We start from the raw sequence: 17,560 nt of genomic DNA, 5'->3' as shown, positions 1-17,560 counted from the left end.
CCCACATGCCACCACCAGCGGCCGCGACAGCGGCAGGCTGCCGCCATGTCGTGCGGCCAGTATGGACGCGCACGCGCCAATTACGAACAGGAACTGCCACGCCAGCGGGTCGAAATACCACCCGTCAGGGTCCAGCCAGTTGGGGAAATTGAGGGACGGGTCGAAATTGACCACCGCCCATAATGCACCGCTTGCCACCAGGACGGGCCATGGCCCCACCCGCCGCAGCACCCAGCACAACGGCGCAAAGGCCAGCAGCAGCACGATATAAAGCGGCAGGATATTGAGATTGCCCGGCAACGCCTGCAACAGCATCACCCGCCACAGGGAATCCAGCCCATGGGCCAGTTCGGGTTCAAGGAAATCGACCGGCACGGGCCAGTAATGCCGCCAGACCCGGATGGTGACGATCGTCACCACCGCCATCAGGGTCTGAAAGACATAAAGCCGCCCGCACCGGCGCACGATGCGTTCGACCACAGCCTGCCATGGCTGCCGCGAAAATGCCCGGCCATAGGCCAGCCACGACGCATATCCCGCCAGCAGCACGAACACCTCCGCCGCATCGGCAAAACCGACATTGCGCATGGTAAAGCGGTTAAGGACATCCTGCGGGATATGGTCGATGCACATCATCAGCAACGCCACCCCCCGCAGTGCGTCCACGCGGTGATCGCGCACCCGCGGCACGCCCTGTCCCGCCGTGGCGGTACCATCACCGGATGCGGCGGCCGGCCCGGCGGTGCGGGACGCATCGCGGGGGGCGTCGCGCCCACCCGGCGGCGTGGTGGCGGCCATGTGGGGGCCACCTGCCTGCACGCATGATGTCATGACAACGTACTACTTCTTCCCTGCACTGCGTATTCCCCGCCGATGGGCATGCCCCGCCCGTATCCCGGACGGGACCGGATGACAGGGGACACGGAATTTCACACTTCCGATACGACAGGGATAAATACGCCACCAAGGCCAATTTATAACCACGGCCATTCGCATTTTGCACGGGCGCCGTCCCGCGCCCCCTTCCGTCATCAGGCCATGGCCCCTATATCCGGCCTTCACCAGTTTTTTTCAGCGCAGGGGCAGCATGGCACAGATAACGCAGTCGGCAATCGAACAGGTGCTGCGCGATGTGCGCGACCCACGCACGGGGGCATGCGCGCTGGACCTTGGCACGCTTGACGCCACAACCGTACGCGACGGGGTCGTGCATGTCGCCATCGCCACCGATCGCGACCGCGCCGAACACATACGCCCGATGATTGCCGATATCGAAGCAAGGCTGGCGCATGACATAGCCGGGGTAAAGGGTGCCTCCGTCATCCTGACGTCCCACCGTGCGCCCGCAGCCGCAACCCCATCCCCCCAGGGCGGCGGCCACCGTCCGCTCAACCTTGGTGCGAAGCCCGGCAGCGCACAGCCGACCGGACCGCTGCCCCCCAATGTGGGACTGGTGATCGCGGTGGCATCGGGCAAGGGGGGGGTGGGCAAATCGACCACGGCCGTCAATCTTGCCGTCGGGCTGGGGCTGGAGGGGCTGCGCGTGGGATTGCTCGACGCGGATGTGCATGGCCCGTCCCTGCCGCGCATGATGGGCATGGACAGCCAGCCCGAAGTGCGCGACGGCCGCCTGCAACCCCTGCATGGCCACGGCATCACCGCCATGTCGATCGGCATGCTGGTGGAGGAAACGAAGGCGATGATCTGGCGCGGTCCGATGGTCATGGGGGCGATCGGGCAACTGCTGTCGGATGTGGACTGGGGCGAACTCGACGTGCTGGTGGTGGACATGCCGCCGGGAACGGGGGATGCACAGTTGACGCTGGCGCAGAAAACGGCGCTGGCGGGGGCGGTCATCGTTTCCACGCCACAGGATATCGCGCTGCTGGACGCCCGGCGCGGTGTTGCGATGTTCGAGAAGATGCGTGTGCCCGTCCTGGGCATTGTGGAGAACATGTCCTATTTCTGCTGCCCCAACTGTAACCACCGCACCGAACTGTTCGGCCATGGCGGCGCACGGGCCGAAGCGGAAAAAACCGGCGTACCCTTCCTTGGCGAAATCCCGCTATTGGCCGATATCCGTGCCAGCGGCGACAACGGCGCGCCCATCGTCATCTCCGCCCCCGACAGCCCGGCGGGCAAGGCCTACCGCACCTTGGCGCATACGGTGGGCGGGGCGCTGCGCAGGTTGCTGGACAAGAAGCAGGCGAAGTGACGGCGCTGCTTTATCCTGAAGGAAAAGAACACGCACCCAGAGCGGGTGGCGGGTCAGGGGTTTTCATCAAAACAAGCGTTTTTCCGGGTTTTCCCCAAAAAAGAACGTCTTTGGACCAGCAGTGCGGGAAAACGGGCACTGAGAGATTGTTTGAAAACACATCATTGATAGAAAACAGGAAAAGTTTTGGGATGCCGCCTTTCGATCGAAAAAGGCAGCGTCTTCTGAAGCTTTTTAGAAAAAGCTTCACCAAAAACTTTTATAATTTCAATATGTTATCGAGCCTGACTTTTCAAACAGGCTCTGATCTTTCCTGAAGCTTCGTGGATATCAGATCTGGCGGTCGCGCTTGATCCGGTCCCATGCGGCGTTGATCTGCGCAATACGGGCCGCACCCCTTGCCATCTCGGCCTCATCGGCACCACGCGCCGACAGGATATCGGGATGATGTTCACGCACCAGACGCCGCCACGTCACGCGCACTTCCTCATTACTTGCGGTGCGTGACAGGCCCAGAACGGCATAGGCGTCAACCTCGCTCACGCTGGGGCGGGCACGGCCATCCTGCGCGCGCTCCCACGCGCCGGGGGACAGGCCGAACGCCTTATGCACACGGCGCAGGAATTCTTCCTCCTGCGCATTGATCTCCCCCGTGGGGCCGGCATCGGCGCGCGCGATGATGAACAGGGAAGCCAGCCCCTCCTCCAGCATTTCCGTGCGATTGGAAAATGCACGGCCCAGTTCACGGGCAAAATTCTCGTAATCGTCGGTGCGCTGCCGGGCCATGTCGAACAGGCGCCCGACTTCCTTCATGTTTTCGGCCGGGACGTTGAAACGCCGCTTGAACGCATCGATTTCCGCGCGGTTGACCGGCCCGTCGCACTTCGCAAGCTTGGCCGACAGGACAATGATGACCAGACCATACATCTGGTCGTGCTTGCCCATCGCCGCCGCAAGCTTGGCGGCGACAAAGGTGGCTGCACCATTGGGGTCGGCATTGGCGCGGCCACCCCATCGATCGGTCCAGCCACCGGCCGGTGTTTCCAGCAACGAACCGTTATCGGCAGCATGCCCGAGCGCGGTTCCCACAAGGGCACCGACAGGACCGCCCACAGCGAATCCCGCGACACCGCCAAACAGTTTTCCCCATATCGCCATGGCCGCGAACCTAGCACGACGCGCGTGCTAACCCAACTGTTCTTCCCCGCCCTGCCCCCCTGCTGCCGGCAGGGCAGGCATCCATTCCAGCAGGGCCGCGACCCGCAATGCCGACGCCAGCGTGCGCATGGGATCACGCGTGGTATCGATGCGCGCGATCAGGATCGTAAGCCCGACCCCGCGTGCGCGCGCCATGCGTTCCAGCGCCCCCCAGAATTCAGGTTCCAGCGCGACACTGGTGCGATGGCCCGACAGCATCATGCTGCGCTTGTGCAACAGGGGCGACGGCGCGACGGGACGCATGCCCCTCATGACATCAGGCGCTCCACCGCCCAGCGCGCGGCATCCGCGACCACCGGGGCCGGGTCATCGCACAATCCCTGCGCCACATCGCACAGATCGGCGCGCGCGCTGTTGCCAATGGCGATCAGCACATTGCGCACGAACCGCGCACGGCCGATCCGTTTGATGGGGGAGCCGGAAAACAGCGTACGGAATCCCGCATCGTCCAGCACCGCAAGGTCACGCAGCGCCGGCGCCACAAGGTCGGGCCGCGCCCGCAGCTTCATCTGTCGTGTGGCCTGCGCGAAACGGTTCCATGGACATACCGCCAGGCAGTCGTCACAGCCATAGATGTGATTGCCCATCAGCGGCCGCAATTCATGGGGAATGGGGTCGGGGTTTTCGATTGTCTGATAGGAAATGCACCGCCGCGCATCAATCTGCCCCGGCGCGGGAAAGGCGGATGTCGGGCATATGTCAAGGCAGCGGGTACATGTGCCGCACCCCCCGCCCGAAGGCGCGGAATGCGGCAGGTCCAGCGTGGTGTAGATCTCGCCCAGGAACAGCCAGCTTCCGTGCGTGCGCGAGACGAGGTTGGTATGCTTGCCCTGCCACCCCAGCCCCGCATTCGCGGCCAGCGGCTTTTCCATGACCGGGGCGGTATCAACGAACACCTTCACCCCCGGTGGCGATGCCTCGCCACCGGGTTGGCGGCGTCCCTGCGCCACGATGAACTGCGCCACCTGTTTAAGCATGCCCTTGACCACGTCATGATAATCGCGATGCCGGGCATAGACCGAGATATTCCCCGCCATGGGATTGCGTAATGTCGCCAGCGCATCGCCATCAGGCGCATATGACAGGCCGAGCGAGATCACACTGCGCACGTCAGGCCACAGGGCGCGCGGGTCGCCACGCCACGCCATGCGCTGCGCCATCCAGTCCATCGCGCCATGACGGCCGGTCCGCACGAATTCATGCAATCGCGCACAGGCCGCGTCATCCAGCATGGCGGGCGCGAAACCCACCGCATCGAACCCGATCGCCACCGCGCGATCATGAATCCGGCGCGCAAGCCCCCCCGGCGCACCGGGGGGGCAGGCCACGGGTTGCGCACGCGCCGCCATATCAGGGTACGGGCGGAATGTCGGGGAAGGGCATCTCGTCGGGGGACCAGTCCTCCATCGCCCATTGCGCGCGCAGGTGGGCGGCATGTTCGGGCAATGTATCCTCCACAATGGCCGCGCGAATGCCCCGCATCAGACGCTGGTAATAGGCCAGATTATGCCACGTCAGCAGCATGGGGCCGAGGATCTCATTCGCACGGAACAGGTGATGCAGGTAGGCGCGGCTGTGGCGTGAACAGGCAAGACAGTCACAATGCGCAGAGATCGGGCGGCTGTCGGCCGCATGGCGCGCATTGCGCAGGTTCAGCGTCCCACGTTCGGTATAGGCCCGCGCCGTGCGGCCCGCGCGCGTGGGCATGACACAGTCGAACATGTCCACCCCGCGTTCCACCGCGCCAAGCAGGTCGTCTGGCGTGCCCACCCCCATCAGGTAACGCGGCGCATCCTGCGGGATCAGCCCGACCGTGGCGTCAAGGGTGGAAAACATCAACTCCTGCCCCTCCCCCACGGCAAGGCCGCCTATGGCGTATCCCTCGAACCCGATATCCGTCAGGGCGCGCACGCTTTCGGCGCGCAGTTCAGGTTCCGTCCCACCCTGGATGATTCCGTACTGGGCATAGCCGGGGCGCGCGACAAAGGCCGTGCGACAGCGTTCCGCCCACCGCATGGACATGCGCATGGACTGCGCAATCGTCTCGGGCGGGGCAGGCAGGGCGGGACATTCGTCGAAACACATGCTGATCGTTGCATCCAGCGCATGCTGGATATCGGTGGAACGTTCGGGCGTCAGGCGATGCTTTGACCCGTCAATGTGCGAACGGAATGTCACGCCATCGGCATCAAGCTTGCGCAGCGGGCCAAGCGACATGACCTGGAACCCGCCCGAATCCGTCAGGATTGGCCCAGGCCAGTCCATGAACCGGTGCAACCCGCCCAGTGCGCGCACACGCTCCGCCCCCGGACGCAGCATCAGGTGATAGGTATTGCCCAGAACGATCCCGGCGCCGGTGGAACGCACGGCGTCCATCGTCATCGCCTTGACCGTGCCGACCGTGCCGACCGGCATGAAGGTGGGGGTCGGCACCGTACCGTGCGCGGTTTCCAGATACCCGGCCCGGGCCTGACCAGAACGGGCCTGCGCCCGCCAGCGAAACGCGGTCATGCCGCCCCCCCGTCATTACGATGCAACAGACACGCATCACCATAGGAATAGAACCGGTAGCCCGCGGCCATTGCATGCTCATAGGCCGCCCGCATCCGCGCCTGTCCGGCAAAGGCACTGACCAGCATGAACAATGTCGAACGCGGCAGGTGGAAATTCGTCAGCAGCATGTCCACCGCGCGGAAACGGTATCCCGGCCGGATGAAAATCGCCGTTTCGCCATGAAAGGGATGGACCACCCCGTCCTCGTCCGTCGCACTTTCCAAAAGCCGCAGCGACGTGGTGCCGACGGCGATGACACGCCCACCCGCCGCACGCGCCGCGTTGATGCGGTGCGCGGCATGCGCGGTGATCGTGCCACGTTCGGCATGCATCCGGTGTTCGGAAATCTGTTCGCTGCGCATCGGCAGGAACGTCCCCGCCCCCACATGCAGCGTCAGCGTCTGGCGCAGCACGCCCGCCGCCTCCAGCCCCGACAGCAGGGCAGGCGTGAAATGCAGCCCCGCCGTGGGGGCCGCAACCGCGCCACGATGCTGTGCGAAGATGGTGCTGTAATCCTTGCGGTCTTCTTCCGTCGGGCCATCGGGACGTGCGATATAGGGCGGCAGGGCAAGATGGCCTGTATCGTGGAGGAACTGGTCAAACGCCTCGCCCTCCACATCGAAACGCATGACGACACCGCCCGCGTCCTCGCACACCACGACCTCGGCCGTGACCGCGCTGGGCGCGAATGTCAGGATATCGCCGGGTTTCAGGCGACGCGAATTGCGCGCAAGCGCGTGCCACGTGCCATCAGGCAGGATACGGTCAAGCGTAATCCCGATACGTGCCGCCCCACGCATGGCCGCAAGCTGCGCCGGGATGACGGCGGTGTCATTGGCCACAAGGATGTCGCCCGCGCGCAGGCATCCGGGCAGGTCACGCACATGGCGGTCGCAAAAGGCCCCCTGTGGCGGGACCTCCAGCATGCGCGCGCTGTCACGGGGCCGGGCCGGGTGATCGGCGATCAGCGCCACGGGCAGGTCGAAGTCGAAATCAGAAACGAGATCCGTCATGACCCTTCCTTTAGGGAATCAGCAGCCCCCTTGCCAGCACGAACACGCAGGCCGGCATGGATCGGCATGCCGCGCCATGGACGAAAGGCAGGCATGCGGCCCCTTGCACCGCTCACGGGTGGGGCAATGGTTGGACACATACCGGCAACGCAGTAAACACTATGGCCAGAAACACACATGGCCCGTGATTCGTATGTGGGACAGGTCCCGCATGCGATGCCTGAACACAAGGAACCCCACCCATGTCCTATGCCGCACTTGATGCCGCCCGCCTTGCCAAGGCCTGCAAGAACGCACTGATCACGCTTGAAGCCTCTGATGAGAAGTCCGAGGCCCACCAGCGCAAGACCCTGATGATCCAGCGCATGGGCGCGCTGGCGATGGCGGCCGCGGAATGCAAGCACGGCACGCCGGTCATCACCCTGACGTCGGAAGAATTCTGGCTGATCAGCCAGAACTGGTAACCTGCCCCGACGGGTGCGGCGGTCATGGGCATGACACCGCCGCCGCACCGCGGCAGCCTGCCCCATCACCCCATTCGCATGCCATAGCCCCCGATCGGGGACGCATGCAGGAAACCGGTATCATGACCTTTACACTGACCAGTCGCGCCTTCCACGAGGGCGACCGCCTGCCAGAGGCGCAGGTGTTCGATGGCATGGGCTATTGCGGCGGGAACATTTCCCCCCCGCTGGCATGGACCGACCCGCCGGAAGGCACCAAGAGCTTTGCCATCACAATGTTCGATCCCGATGCACCGACCGGGTCGGGATGGTGGCACTGGGTTGTCATCAACATTCCCGCCGACGTCTCGTCACTTCCGGCGGGTGCGGGTTCGGGGGATGCCAACCTGCCGGAACATGCCGTGATGACGCGCACCGACTTTGGCGGGAATGTCTATGGCGGCGCCGCCCCCCCGGCAGGGCGTGAACATCATTATGTCTTCACGATCCATGCGCTGAACCTGCAACGCCTCGACCTGCCCACCGACGCCAGTGGCGCGATGGTCGGTTTTGTCGTGGGCCAGCACAGCCTGGGGTCCGCCACGCTGACAGCGGTATATAGCAAGAAATGAGCCTCTTCCCGTGCCTTCGGGCACGGGGATGCCAAAGGCAGCTTCAGCAACGCCAGCGACTGCTTTGAAAACACCCCACTGACAGGGAATGGCCACAGGTTCGCGCGTGTTGGCCTTTTTCAAAAGGGCTGCATCCGTGACAAGGCTTTTTGACCAATCCTTGCCAACGGCCCGTCATGTTCCAGCAGAGCATTCGCCCTGGCATTCCAGACAGCCCCGTGCAGATGTTCTGGTCGCAATTTTAGAGACTGTTTAAAACGTCAGGATCAATAACATCCTGAAATCATAAAGATTTTTGGTGAAGCTTTTTTCTAAAAAGCTTCAGAAGACACCGCCGTTTTCGATCGAAAGGCGGCACCCAAAAAACTTTTCCTGTTTTTTATCAATGATTTGTTTTCAGACAATCTCTTATCAAAAACCCCAACAGGCACGGCAGTTCCGGATAATGCACGCGCCAGAAACCTCTGTTCCCAAGACACTTCGCAGCGCGCAGACCGTCTGCCGCAAAACGCCTCAGCCCTGATAGGAGGCGATCTCTATCAGGTTCCCATCGGGGTCTTCGCAATAAACCGAGGTCACAGGCCCCAAGGCGCCAAGGCGCGCGACCGGTCCCTCCGTCACGCGTACACCGCACTGTTCCAGGTGTTCCACCACATCAGTACTGCTGACGGCCGTGATGAAGCACAGGTCGTTTGTCCCCGGCAGCGCGTCCTGCGCCGTGGTCCATCCCTGCGCCCCATGGGGACGCAGGTTGACCTTTTGCCCACCGAATTTCAGGGCCGTGCGGTTGTTGCGGCCATACTCTTCCCGTTCCATGCCCAGGACACGCTGATACCACGAGGACGAGATTTCCAGATCCCGGACAGTGATAACGAGATGGTCCAGTCGATCGACGGTAAAACGCATGGCGCGCAGCCTCCGGTTATCAAACCCGACAGGTCATGACGGACCGATTCCTCAGCCCGTCAGCCCATCGTAGAAATCATTACCCTTGTCATCGATAACGATAAAGGCCGGAAAATTCTCGACCTCGATCTTCCAGACCGCTTCCATGCCCAGTTCGGGATATTCCAGCACCTCGACCTTGCGGATGCAGTCCTGCGCCAGACGCGCCGCAGGCCCACCAACAGACCCGAGATAGAACCCGCCATATTCCTTGCACGCATCGCGCACGGCCTTGGACCGGTTACCCTTTGCCAGCATCACATATGACCCGCCCGCCTTTTGCAACATGGCGACATAACTGTCCATGCGCCCCGCCGTGGTCGGCCCAAACGACCCGGTGGGCATGCCCTCCGGCGTTTTGGCGGGACCGGCGTAATAAACGGGATGGTCCTTGAGGTACTGCGGCAGGCCCTCGCCCTTTTCCAGGCGTTCGCGGAACTTGGCATGCGCGATGTCACGCGCCACCACCATCGTCCCCGTCAGCGACAGGCGCGTGCGCACCGGATACTGCGACAGCTTCTTGCGGATTTCGTCCATCGGCTGGTTCAGGTCGATGGCGACTTCCTCCCCGCCCAGATGCGCGTCCGTTGTTTCAGGCAAGAAGCGTGCGGGGTCTGTCTCAAGCTGTTCCAGAAACACGCCATCGGCGGTGATGCGGGCCTTGACCTGCCGGTCGGCGGAACATGAAACCCCGATTCCCACCGGAAGCGACGCCCCATGGCGCGGCAGGCGCACGACACGTACGTCATGGCAGAAATACTTGCCCCCGAACTGCGCACCAATGCCCAGCCGCTGGCTCAGCTTATGGATCTTCTGCTCCATATCGACATCACGGAACGCATGACCAAGCGCGCTGCCTTCGGTCGGGAGGGTATCAAGCCACTTGGTGGACGCCAGCTTCACCGTCTCCAGCGTCTGTTCGGCGGACATGCCACCTATCACCACCGCAAGGTGATAGGGCGGGCAGGCGGAGGTGCCAAGCGCGCGGATCTTGCCATCAAGCCATGTGAGCAAATGTTCCTCGCTTGCCAGCAGGGCGCGGGTTTCCTGGAACAGGAATGACTTGTTGGCCGACCCGCCCCCCTTTGCGACGAACATCAGGTCCATCTGTTCCGCATGGTAATCACCCGGCGTGGCAGAGATATGGAACTGCACCGGCAGGTTGGTGCCGGTATTGACTTCCTGGAACATCGACAGCGGCGCCATCTGCGAATAGCGCAGGCTGGTGCGGGTATAGGTGTCGTACACCCCGTGGGAGAACGCCTCCTCCTCGTTACCATCGACCCAGACGCGCTGCCCCTTCTTGCCATAGATGATGGCCGTGCCGGTATCCTGACACATCGGCAGCACGCCACCAGCGGCGATGCAGGCGTTCTTGAGCAGGTCGAGAGCGACGAAACGGTCGTTATCCGACGCCTCAGGGTCCTTCAGGATCTTGGCAAGCTGCGCCAGATGCGCCGGGCGCAGCAGGTGGGCAACGTCATTGAAGGCGCGCGCGGCCAGTTCGCGCAACGCCTCGGGCCGGACATGCACGACCGTGCGCCCGCCAAGCACGGAGGTCGTGACCCCCTCGATCTCCAGCTTCTTCCACGGTGTATCGTCGTCATGAAGCGGGAATAGCGGCCCATAGACAAAGGGCTTGGCGGCCGGTTTTGCGGCCCTGGTGGGTGTAGTGGTGTTCAACGGACGGTCTCCTGCCTTTATGGATGCCCCCGGATTGCTTCCAGGTGACGGTTTTATGGCAAGGGCGCCCGGCCCCATCCGGGCGCCCGGATGAAAATGTGGCTCAGCCCGGTTCGGTACCCCGCTTGCGGAATGCGGCAAGGCTTACGACCTGTGGTGAGGACGGCTGCGTTTCCTCTGCCGATGTGGGGGTCGCGTCCTGCGCACCGGGGGCGTGCGCCTCCTGTTCGGGTTGCGGCGCGCGCGGCCCCTGTCCCTGTCCCTGTCCGAAAACATTATGGATCTCGGCCGAAGGGGCGGGCTGTGGCGGGTGTTCAGGCACGCGGAAGGACAGGGGCAGCTTGACCGACGGATCGGCAAAGGCGGAAATCGCCGCCACCGGAATCACCAGCGTCGCAGGCACCCCGCCAAAGGCAAGGCTGACGGAAATCGTGCCCGCCGCACGATCGACCTTCAGCCCATGGAACTGGTGCTGCAGGACGATGGTGATTTCGTGCGGATACTGCGCGCGCACGCGTTCGGGCATTTCCACGCCGGGCCAGTCGGTGCGGAATGTCAGGTAGAAATGATGATCACCAGGCAGGCCCCCTTCCGTCACGACATATTCAAAGGCGCGCAGCATCACATCGCGATACGCGTCCTCGATCCAGTCGTCATAGGGCAGGAGGCTGTCGGGAATGCTGGTCTCGAAACCATTTTCCTCGTCGTGATCATCGGACATTCGGGCTTCTCCGTAACGGCGGCCCCGGATTCGCGGGCCGACCTTATCAGACATGCGGGTTCAGACCACGCCGTGCCACAGCACCAAGCTGTGCGTCAAACCCTGCCTCAAGACAAGGGAGCATGCGGCGCGATCACCTTCACGAAGCAGATAGGCGCACGAACGGGGCTGCAAGGCGGGTCAGGGCGACCACGCGGCCTGACAGGGCCATGGGCAGGGACACCAGGGCGGCGCCGACCTGTGTGGACAGGGACAAAGTTAAGCAGGGGTATAATGAACAGCGGCAAAGTGAGGGGGCTTCTGTTGCCCGGTGCCCCCCCGAACCGCGCTTATCGCTTATGCAGCGACAGCGAGCACCTCAGTGTTATCATTGGCACTTGTATGTTTAGCCCGATAACGGCGGTACAATGCCGGGCAAAAGGCGGGTCTTTACCATGCGTGTCGAGCCTGTTTCGTTCCCATCTTTCGGATGCGAAGGCCCGATGGGCCGCCGATCACGAAAAAACTGGTGGAAACGCCGGGTACCGCCCCCGGGTCCACAACACTTATTCCACGCGCCGTTTATCGCCATAGCCAAGGGGCGAACCCCTCCGGCACCAACAGATATAGGGAGGATGGGACCCGGGCGCAAGATGATGCGGAGATGGGTGGAAAAAACAACGCCGGGCATGGTATGCGCGGCAACGCTCAAATCCCGAACACGAATGGTGGCCCATGTTTTCCAACGACCAGAAATCGGCAATCGAGGCGGCACGCGCCGCATGGACCCCGACCCGGCGCCTTGTCGTCCCGGCGCTTGAGGAGGCGATGTACGAACCCGTCAGCGTGCTGGACACGGGATTCGTCCGCCTGGTTGATTACATGGGCGGCGATGACGGCATCGTGCAGGGCGCGCGCGTGTCATATGGCAAGGGCACGAAAAGTACATCCGACGACCGGGGGCTGATCCGCTACCTGATGCGCAACCGCCATACCAGCCCGTTCGAACTTGCGGTCATCAAGCTGCATGTCCGCGCGCCGATTTTCGTCACACGGCAGTGGTTCCGCCACCGCACCGCAAGCATCAACGAATATTCCGCGCGCTATTCCGTGCTGGAGAAGGAATTCTACTTCCCCCGCCCCGAGGATATCGCCGTGCAGTCCGCAAGCAACAAGCAGGGACGCGGCACCACCCTGCCCCCCGAACAGGCGCAACAGGTGCTTGACCTGCTGCGTGACGACGCGGCGCGGTGTTACGACCATTATCTCGACCTGCTTAACGAAGATGCGGCGGGCGGCACCGTCGATCCCACCCGGCCGTCGATCGCGCGCGAACTGGCGCGGATGAACCTGCCGGTCAATATCATGACGCAGTTCTATTGGCAGATTAACCTGTGGAACCTGCTGCATTTCCTGCGCCTGCGCGCCGACAGCCACGCGCAGTACGAAATCCGCGCCTATGCCGATGCCATCCTTGGCCTGGTGGAAAAATGGGTGCCCCTGACCTTCGGGGCCTTTCGCGACTATATGCGCGATGCAACCCTGCTGTCCGGCCCGGCATTGCGGGTGTTGCGCGCGGTCATGGCGGGGACGCCGGTTGACCCGAAGGCAGAGGGCCTGTCACGGCGCGAGATCACGGAACTTGCCACCCTGTTCCCCGAAATCGCCCCGCGCCTGAACGGGGGCTGAACGGGAACCGAACGGGCGGGCGGATTGCCGCCGGCGCCTCAATACCGCGTGACCATGCCCGCGCGCCCCTCATATGGCAATATGGCCCGAGATGCGGGGAAGCCGGTCACGCGGTGCGGGCGCGGATGTGGATTCCCGGCCACACCCGTGGCGACAATCGCATGATAGGATGTCATTGCATGGCGGCACGAAAACCCGGTTTACTCCCATGTCGTCATTGCAATGCAGGCACAATATCCGTTCGATTCCCCGCTTGCGGATTGCACAACGGCCATCCCATGCTAGAGAGGGACGCAAGCGGGCATGGCCCATACAAGGTTTTATAAATACATAGCCTCCGGCGTTCTTCCGCCGGGACCTAGAAGACAGAGGGAAGCGGAAACGAGCATGCGCGCAGAGACAGGATCGAATTCTTCGTCGCCCCGCCCGTCCCCGCTTTCCTGTCGTCCGGCATTGCGTGTGGCTGGTGCGTTCCTGGGCCTGCTGGCCCTTGCCGGATGCGCGACGCCCCCCCCCAAGGACCCGGACGCATTGGCGGAATATAACGAAGCCAACGACCGGTATGAAAAGCTGAACCGCAAGGCTTTCGCCATTACCATGTGGGCGAACAAATACACGCTTCGCCCTGTCGCCAAGGCATATATCTGGGCCGTGCCGCGTCCGCTGCGCAATTCGTTCGGCAACCTGTACCAGACCATGAATGAACCGGTCGTGTTCTTTAACGACGTGGGCGCGGGCAAATCCCGTCGCGCGGGCGATGCCTTCGTGCGCTGGTGCATCAACATGACGGCAGGCCTTGGCGGGCTGATCGACGTTGCCGCCTATGCCGGGTACAAGCACCATGACAATGATGCGGGCCTGACGATGGCGACATGGGGGGTTCCGTCGGGACCCTACCTGTTCCTGCCCGCGCTGGGGCCATCTTCCTTCCGTGACGGCATCGGGTATGGCATTGATGTCGGGCTTGCGCCATGGAACTACGTGCCACGTGGCTATGGGCTGGTGACATTCAACTGGGCCTACAGCATCATGGGCACCATCAACGGCATGGCCACCAATGTCGATGCGCTCGATCAGGTCCTGAAGGATTCGCTTGATCCCTACGCCACGATCCGCAGCGCCTATCAGCAGCAGCGCAAGGCGCAGGCCGCGGCCATCAAGGCCGACCACCGGGCCACGGTGCCGGATTGGTACAGCAACAGATAAAAAAAACCATACAGGGACACAGCGATGCAGACATCTTTCACCCGTCGCCATGCACTGGGTCTTCTTACAATAGCCGGCGCCCTGTCGGTAACAGCCCCCGTCCATGCCGTTGACAGCGGTGCGCAGGCCCGCACGTTTGTCCATGATTTTGGCAACAAGCTGGTGGCCATCGTCAATAACGACATTTCCCTGCCGCAGAAGAAACAGCAGATCGAACCCCTGCTGGAACAGAATGTCGATGTCGATGCAATCGGGCGTTACTGCATCGGGCGTTACTGGCGCATTGCCACACCGGAACAGCAGACCCATTACCTGCAACTGTTCCACCAGGTTCTTGTCAATGCCATCACGGACAAGATCGGCGATTATCGTGGCGTTTCCTTTACCGTAGGACCGGCCACGCCTTCAGGCGAAGATATTGCGGTGTCCACCGTCATCAACCGCCCCGGGCAACCGGCCGCCAATACGGAATGGGTCATCAGTTCCAGCAGCGGTGCGCCAAAAGTCGTGGATGTCGTGGGCGAAGGCGCCAGCCTGCGCCTGACGCAACGGCAGGATTACAGTTCCTACATCGCGCGCAATGGCGGCAATGTCGATGCCCTGCTGCATGCCCTGACCAAGCAGCTTGCCAACCATCACTGAATACGCGCAATCGTGCGCTGCGCTGGTGCGGGGTGGGACCATGTCCCGCCCCGTTCCTGTTTAAGGGCTGACATCTCAGGATCTTATGGAATCGGCAGGCCACGACCTGAAACCCGCCCCCGTTCCCGAAACATATCCCTGAATTCCAGAAAGCTTTGGCATAGGCCGTGTTCACAAGGCAGCATCAGGCGGACACGGCCCCTTCCTGAAACAATGCGGCACGGCCCCGTTGATGGCCCCCATATCGCGTCAGTGAATCGCCACGCCCGGCATAACGGCAGGGCGGCGGACACTGTGATACAGCAACATCTGCCGCCCGTCGGGCGTGGCATAATGCTGGCACAGGGCCATACCGCTGCCCCCGATGATCTGACGTCCCATGATGTCCTCATCAGGCACGTGGGCGATCACGCGCTCCACCCCCGCATCATGCGCAAAAGCCAGTGCGGCGCCCGCGGCCTCCCGCGTCAGGCCCCGGCCCGCGCGCGTGGGGCACAGGGCGAATTCGAATTCATAGGCCCCTTCCTCCCCGCCGGGACGCACCCCCGCCATTCCGACAAAACGGCCCATTTCCCGCACGGCGAAAATACCCACGCCATTGCGGCCCCAGCTGAAGATGCTTGCGGCCACATCGGCCTCGCTCTGCCCGCGGGAACGAATACCGCAGCAGCGTACCCCCACGGCACCGGCATTCGCCTTCAGGCGTGCCACGTCATCAATGTCCCGCCATGAAACAGGTTTGAGTTCCAGTCGTCCGGTGCGAATGCGACGTTCCATGTGTAACCTCACCTTTGCATGACGTACCCCGATGCACGCATCGGGGACGACCTGGATATCAGGGGCCGGGGAAGGATCGCCCCATACCGTATCAGCCGACCCGTATCAGCCCCATGTCATGTTATCTGCGATACAAGGCATTTGTCCTGTTTTTTATATCGGCTGCGTTTTTATATCGCCCCCGACATATTCCAGGTCCCCTGGGCCACATCGGGGAACGACGCCGTGACCCCGCAAAGCCTGCCGCAGAAGGTCCGGTCAGGCGGGCAGGACCATGGGGGGCACTGCATGGGTCGTATGTGCGCAGCCCTTACGCCACGGCCATATTCCGTTTGACACCGCAAGGAATGATGGTCGATTTTATCACATATCATGACCGGCCCCATCATTTCTGACGATCCGCAGGCTACGGTTCATATGTTTCCCCTCAAGCGCATGCTTTCAATGCCTGAGGCGGCCGAACATATCGGAATCACCCCGTTTCGCCTGCGCTGCCTGCGTCTGGTGCGGACCGGTCCCCATGCCGCCGTAAAAAACGCCCGTGAAATCATGTTCCGAATCGAGGATCTGGATGCTTATGTCTCCTCGCTCTATGAACGTGTCAACATTTCCACCACCGAGCAGTTGCGTCACAGGAACGAGTGGCGCGGGCGTCTGTCCGGCATGCCCGAAACACAGCGTGGGCGGATGTATGACCCCTTCATGCAGGTCCTGACCCGCGACCAGTTGCTGGAGGCCGGGGCAAACCGTGGGTTCCGCATCGCCTTCATCGGCGGGCTGTTCGTGATCTTCCTGTCACATACACCATTGTTGTGGCGCCTGTGACACCATGGCGGGCATGCTGTGCCCCGCCACCGTCGCGTCGGCCCCGCGCATGGCGCAACGACATGTTTTTTATAGGGGCTTTTTTATGGGGCCGGGGCTGTTAATTCGCCATATGATCCGCTACCCAAAGATATTCGATGGCGGAACAATCATGGATATGGATTATGACAGCTAAGCGCAATGCCGGGCTTGCCCCAACCCGTCAGCGGGCAGGGTTCGGACGCTGGGCCACGCTGGCGCTTGCGCTGAGCGTGACGCCCGTCGCGGCGATGGCGCAGGGTGTGGCCCCCGGCGCGGAACAGGCCCAGCCCCAGCAGCCGCCGGTCCTGCCGATGCCTGCGGTGCCGGAATTCAAACCGCTGCCCGCTGGCGTGCGTCCCACGGCGCCCGTGATTGGTGTGTTCAACACCCAGATGATTATGGGACAGTCGGTTGCGGTGCAGAAGATCGAAAAGGAACTTGGCACCCGTCGCGAATCCCTCGTCAGTGACGTCCGGGCGGAGGAAACCCAGTTGCAGGGCATCCGTCAGGGTATCCTCAAGAGCGGGAAAGCCCCCACCCCCGCACAGCAGCAGGAACTGCAAAAGCGTGTCATGGATGACCGGACCAAGTTCGGTAATCGCAACCGTATCCTGGAAGAAGATGCGCAGGTCGGCCTGAACCAGGTACAGCGCGAAATCCAGCAGATCGTCTCCGCCATTGCGCGCGCACGCGGCATGACGATGGTGCTTCAGGCGGGCACTGCGGCGCTGCATGACAATACGCTCGATATCAGCAACGAGGTCGTGACCCACCTCAACACCACGCTGCCATCGGTCTATATCCCCGGTCCCAACGAAGACCCTGAGGAAATCGCAAAGTCCGGCAAATACCCCGTCGCACCGTTCCAGATGAATGACCAGGGCGGCGAACAGCAGTAAGAGATTGCTTGAAAACAAACCATTGATAAAAAAGAAAAGTTTTTGGGTGCCGCCTTTTTTTCAAAAAGGCGGCGTCTTCTGAAGCTTTTTGGAAAAAGC

General features: G+C 62.4%; 20 protein-coding genes and 1 other RNA gene. 10 read left to right on the top strand and 11 right to left on the bottom strand.

Translation table 11 applies throughout. The features are described 5' to 3' along the window. The coding region (locus tag B7G66_RS09040; protein ID WP_048859123.1) for an OpgC family protein at positions 1-798 on the bottom strand (798 nt) is incomplete at its 3' end. 289 nt (positions 799-1,087) lie between these two features. Between B7G66_RS09040 and B7G66_RS09035 the strand changes: the two genes are divergently transcribed. Both B7G66_RS09035 and B7G66_RS17330 read left to right on the top strand, forming a co-directional pair. Next, positions 1,088-2,215 carry an Mrp/NBP35 family ATP-binding protein gene (locus B7G66_RS09035; protein WP_003617263.1) on the top strand — a complete coding sequence of 376 codons (1,128 nt, stop codon included), beginning with the start codon at positions 1,088-1,090 and terminating at the stop codon, positions 2,213-2,215. After that, on the top strand, positions 2,212-2,532 hold the full coding sequence (locus B7G66_RS17330; protein WP_148424788.1) for a hypothetical protein: 321 nt from the start codon (positions 2,212-2,214) through the stop codon (positions 2,530-2,532). The genes B7G66_RS09035 and B7G66_RS17330 overlap by 4 nt, the downstream gene beginning before the upstream one ends. Positions 2,533-2,545: 13 nt before the next feature. On the opposite strand, the gene B7G66_RS09030 is transcribed toward B7G66_RS17330, so the two are convergent. The 5 genes from B7G66_RS09030 to queA are packed head-to-tail and all read right to left on the bottom strand — an operon-like array spanning position 2,546 to position 6,999. Then, positions 2,546-3,373: a TerB family tellurite resistance protein gene (locus tag B7G66_RS09030; RefSeq protein WP_003617261.1), complete on the bottom strand. Its 828-nt coding sequence runs from the start codon at positions 3,371-3,373 to the stop codon at positions 2,546-2,548. Positions 3,374-3,400: 27 nt separating this feature from the next. Beyond that, positions 3,401-3,676, bottom strand: coding sequence for a ribbon-helix-helix domain-containing protein (locus B7G66_RS09025; RefSeq protein ID WP_003617259.1), 276 nt, complete (start codon positions 3,674-3,676; stop codon positions 3,401-3,403). A 5-nt stretch (positions 3,677-3,681) separates the two neighbouring features. Further along, complete coding sequence (gene queG, locus B7G66_RS09020) at positions 3,682-4,782, bottom strand: tRNA epoxyqueuosine(34) reductase QueG (protein WP_003617257.1); 1,101 nt, start codon at positions 4,780-4,782, stop codon at positions 3,682-3,684. A gap of 1 nt (position 4,783) precedes the next feature. Further along, positions 4,784-5,944 (bottom strand): tRNA guanosine(34) transglycosylase Tgt, encoded by a 1,161-nt coding sequence (gene tgt / locus B7G66_RS09015; RefSeq protein ID WP_003617255.1) that lies wholly within the window; start codon positions 5,942-5,944, stop codon positions 4,784-4,786. Beyond that, positions 5,941-6,999, bottom strand: a complete 1,059-nt coding sequence (queA, locus tag B7G66_RS09010; protein ID WP_003617253.1) for a tRNA preQ1(34) S-adenosylmethionine ribosyltransferase-isomerase QueA — start codon at positions 6,997-6,999, stop codon at positions 5,941-5,943. The genes tgt and queA overlap by 4 nt, the downstream gene beginning before the upstream one ends. A 242-nt stretch (positions 7,000-7,241) precedes the next feature. Between queA and B7G66_RS09005 the strand changes: the two genes are divergently transcribed. Together B7G66_RS09005 and B7G66_RS09000 are read left to right on the top strand one after the other, a co-directional pair. Further along, on the top strand, positions 7,242-7,463 hold the full coding sequence (locus B7G66_RS09005; protein ID WP_003617252.1) for a hypothetical protein: 222 nt from the start codon (positions 7,242-7,244) through the stop codon (positions 7,461-7,463). A 122-nt stretch (positions 7,464-7,585) separates the two neighbouring features. Then, the gene (locus tag B7G66_RS09000; RefSeq protein WP_040511314.1) at positions 7,586-8,074 is read left to right on the top strand and encodes a kinase inhibitor; all 489 of its coding nucleotides are present in this window, start codon (positions 7,586-7,588) and stop codon (positions 8,072-8,074) included. Positions 8,075-8,587: 513 nt separating this feature from the next. On the opposite strand, the gene B7G66_RS08995 is transcribed toward B7G66_RS09000, so the two are convergent. From B7G66_RS08995 to ssrA, 4 genes are all read right to left on the bottom strand, one after another. Next, entirely contained in the window at positions 8,588-8,980 is a 393-nt protein-coding gene (locus tag B7G66_RS08995) for a VOC family protein (protein WP_003617248.1), read from the bottom strand. 51 nt (positions 8,981-9,031) lie between these two features. Beyond that, positions 9,032-10,702, bottom strand: a complete 1,671-nt coding sequence (locus B7G66_RS08990; RefSeq protein ID WP_003617245.1) for a fumarate hydratase — start codon at positions 10,700-10,702, stop codon at positions 9,032-9,034. Positions 10,703-10,805: 103 nt separating this feature from the next. After that, positions 10,806-11,423, bottom strand: coding sequence for an SspB family protein (locus tag B7G66_RS08985; protein ID WP_003617242.1), 618 nt, complete (start codon positions 11,421-11,423; stop codon positions 10,806-10,808). A 289-nt stretch (positions 11,424-11,712) separates the two neighbouring features. Further along, positions 11,713-12,058: a transfer-messenger RNA gene (ssrA, locus tag B7G66_RS08980) on the bottom strand. Between the two features lie 79 nt (positions 12,059-12,137). On the opposite strand from ssrA, the gene thyX reads away from it, so the two are divergent. The 3 genes from thyX (at position 12,138) to B7G66_RS08965 (ending at position 14,939) form a co-directional block, all read left to right on the top strand. Next, positions 12,138-13,091, top strand: a complete 954-nt coding sequence (thyX, locus tag B7G66_RS08975; protein WP_003617238.1) for an FAD-dependent thymidylate synthase — start codon at positions 12,138-12,140, stop codon at positions 13,089-13,091. A 387-nt stretch (positions 13,092-13,478) separates the two neighbouring features. Then, positions 13,479-14,297 (top strand): MlaA family lipoprotein, encoded by an 819-nt coding sequence (locus B7G66_RS08970; RefSeq protein WP_003617235.1) that lies wholly within the window; start codon positions 13,479-13,481, stop codon positions 14,295-14,297. A 24-nt stretch (positions 14,298-14,321) separates the two neighbouring features. Next, complete coding sequence (locus B7G66_RS08965; protein ID WP_003617234.1) at positions 14,322-14,939, top strand: MlaC/ttg2D family ABC transporter substrate-binding protein; 618 nt, start codon at positions 14,322-14,324, stop codon at positions 14,937-14,939. A gap of 249 nt (positions 14,940-15,188) precedes the next feature. Here the strand turns inward: B7G66_RS08965 and B7G66_RS08960 are convergent, their stop codons facing one another. Further along, positions 15,189-15,716, bottom strand: coding sequence for a GNAT family N-acetyltransferase (locus B7G66_RS08960; RefSeq protein WP_003617233.1), 528 nt, complete (start codon positions 15,714-15,716; stop codon positions 15,189-15,191). Between the two features lie 372 nt (positions 15,717-16,088). On the opposite strand from B7G66_RS08960, the gene B7G66_RS08950 reads away from it, so the two are divergent. Genes B7G66_RS08950 through B7G66_RS08945 form a run of 3 tightly spaced genes read left to right on the top strand, consistent with a single transcriptional unit; the run spans position 16,089 to position 17,461 of the window. After that, positions 16,089-16,541, top strand: coding sequence for a hypothetical protein (locus tag B7G66_RS08950; RefSeq protein WP_003617230.1), 453 nt, complete (start codon positions 16,089-16,091; stop codon positions 16,539-16,541). A 4-nt stretch (positions 16,542-16,545) separates the two neighbouring features. Further along, positions 16,546-16,716 (top strand): hypothetical protein, encoded by a 171-nt coding sequence (locus B7G66_RS17845; RefSeq protein WP_159107960.1) that lies wholly within the window; start codon positions 16,546-16,548, stop codon positions 16,714-16,716. Beyond that, entirely contained in the window at positions 16,706-17,461 is a 756-nt protein-coding gene (locus B7G66_RS08945) for an OmpH family outer membrane protein (protein WP_048859121.1), read from the top strand. Before B7G66_RS17845 ends, B7G66_RS08945 begins: the two co-directional genes overlap by 11 nt. Positions 17,462-17,560: the final 99 nt, after the last annotated feature.

It is taken from the genome of Novacetimonas hansenii JCM 7643, from assembly GCF_000964405.1.
Classification (GTDB): domain Bacteria; phylum Pseudomonadota; class Alphaproteobacteria; order Acetobacterales; family Acetobacteraceae; genus Novacetimonas; species Novacetimonas hansenii.
The sequence above is the reverse complement of the archived record's forward strand: the minus strand, read 5'-3'. Positions and strand labels throughout refer to the sequence as shown.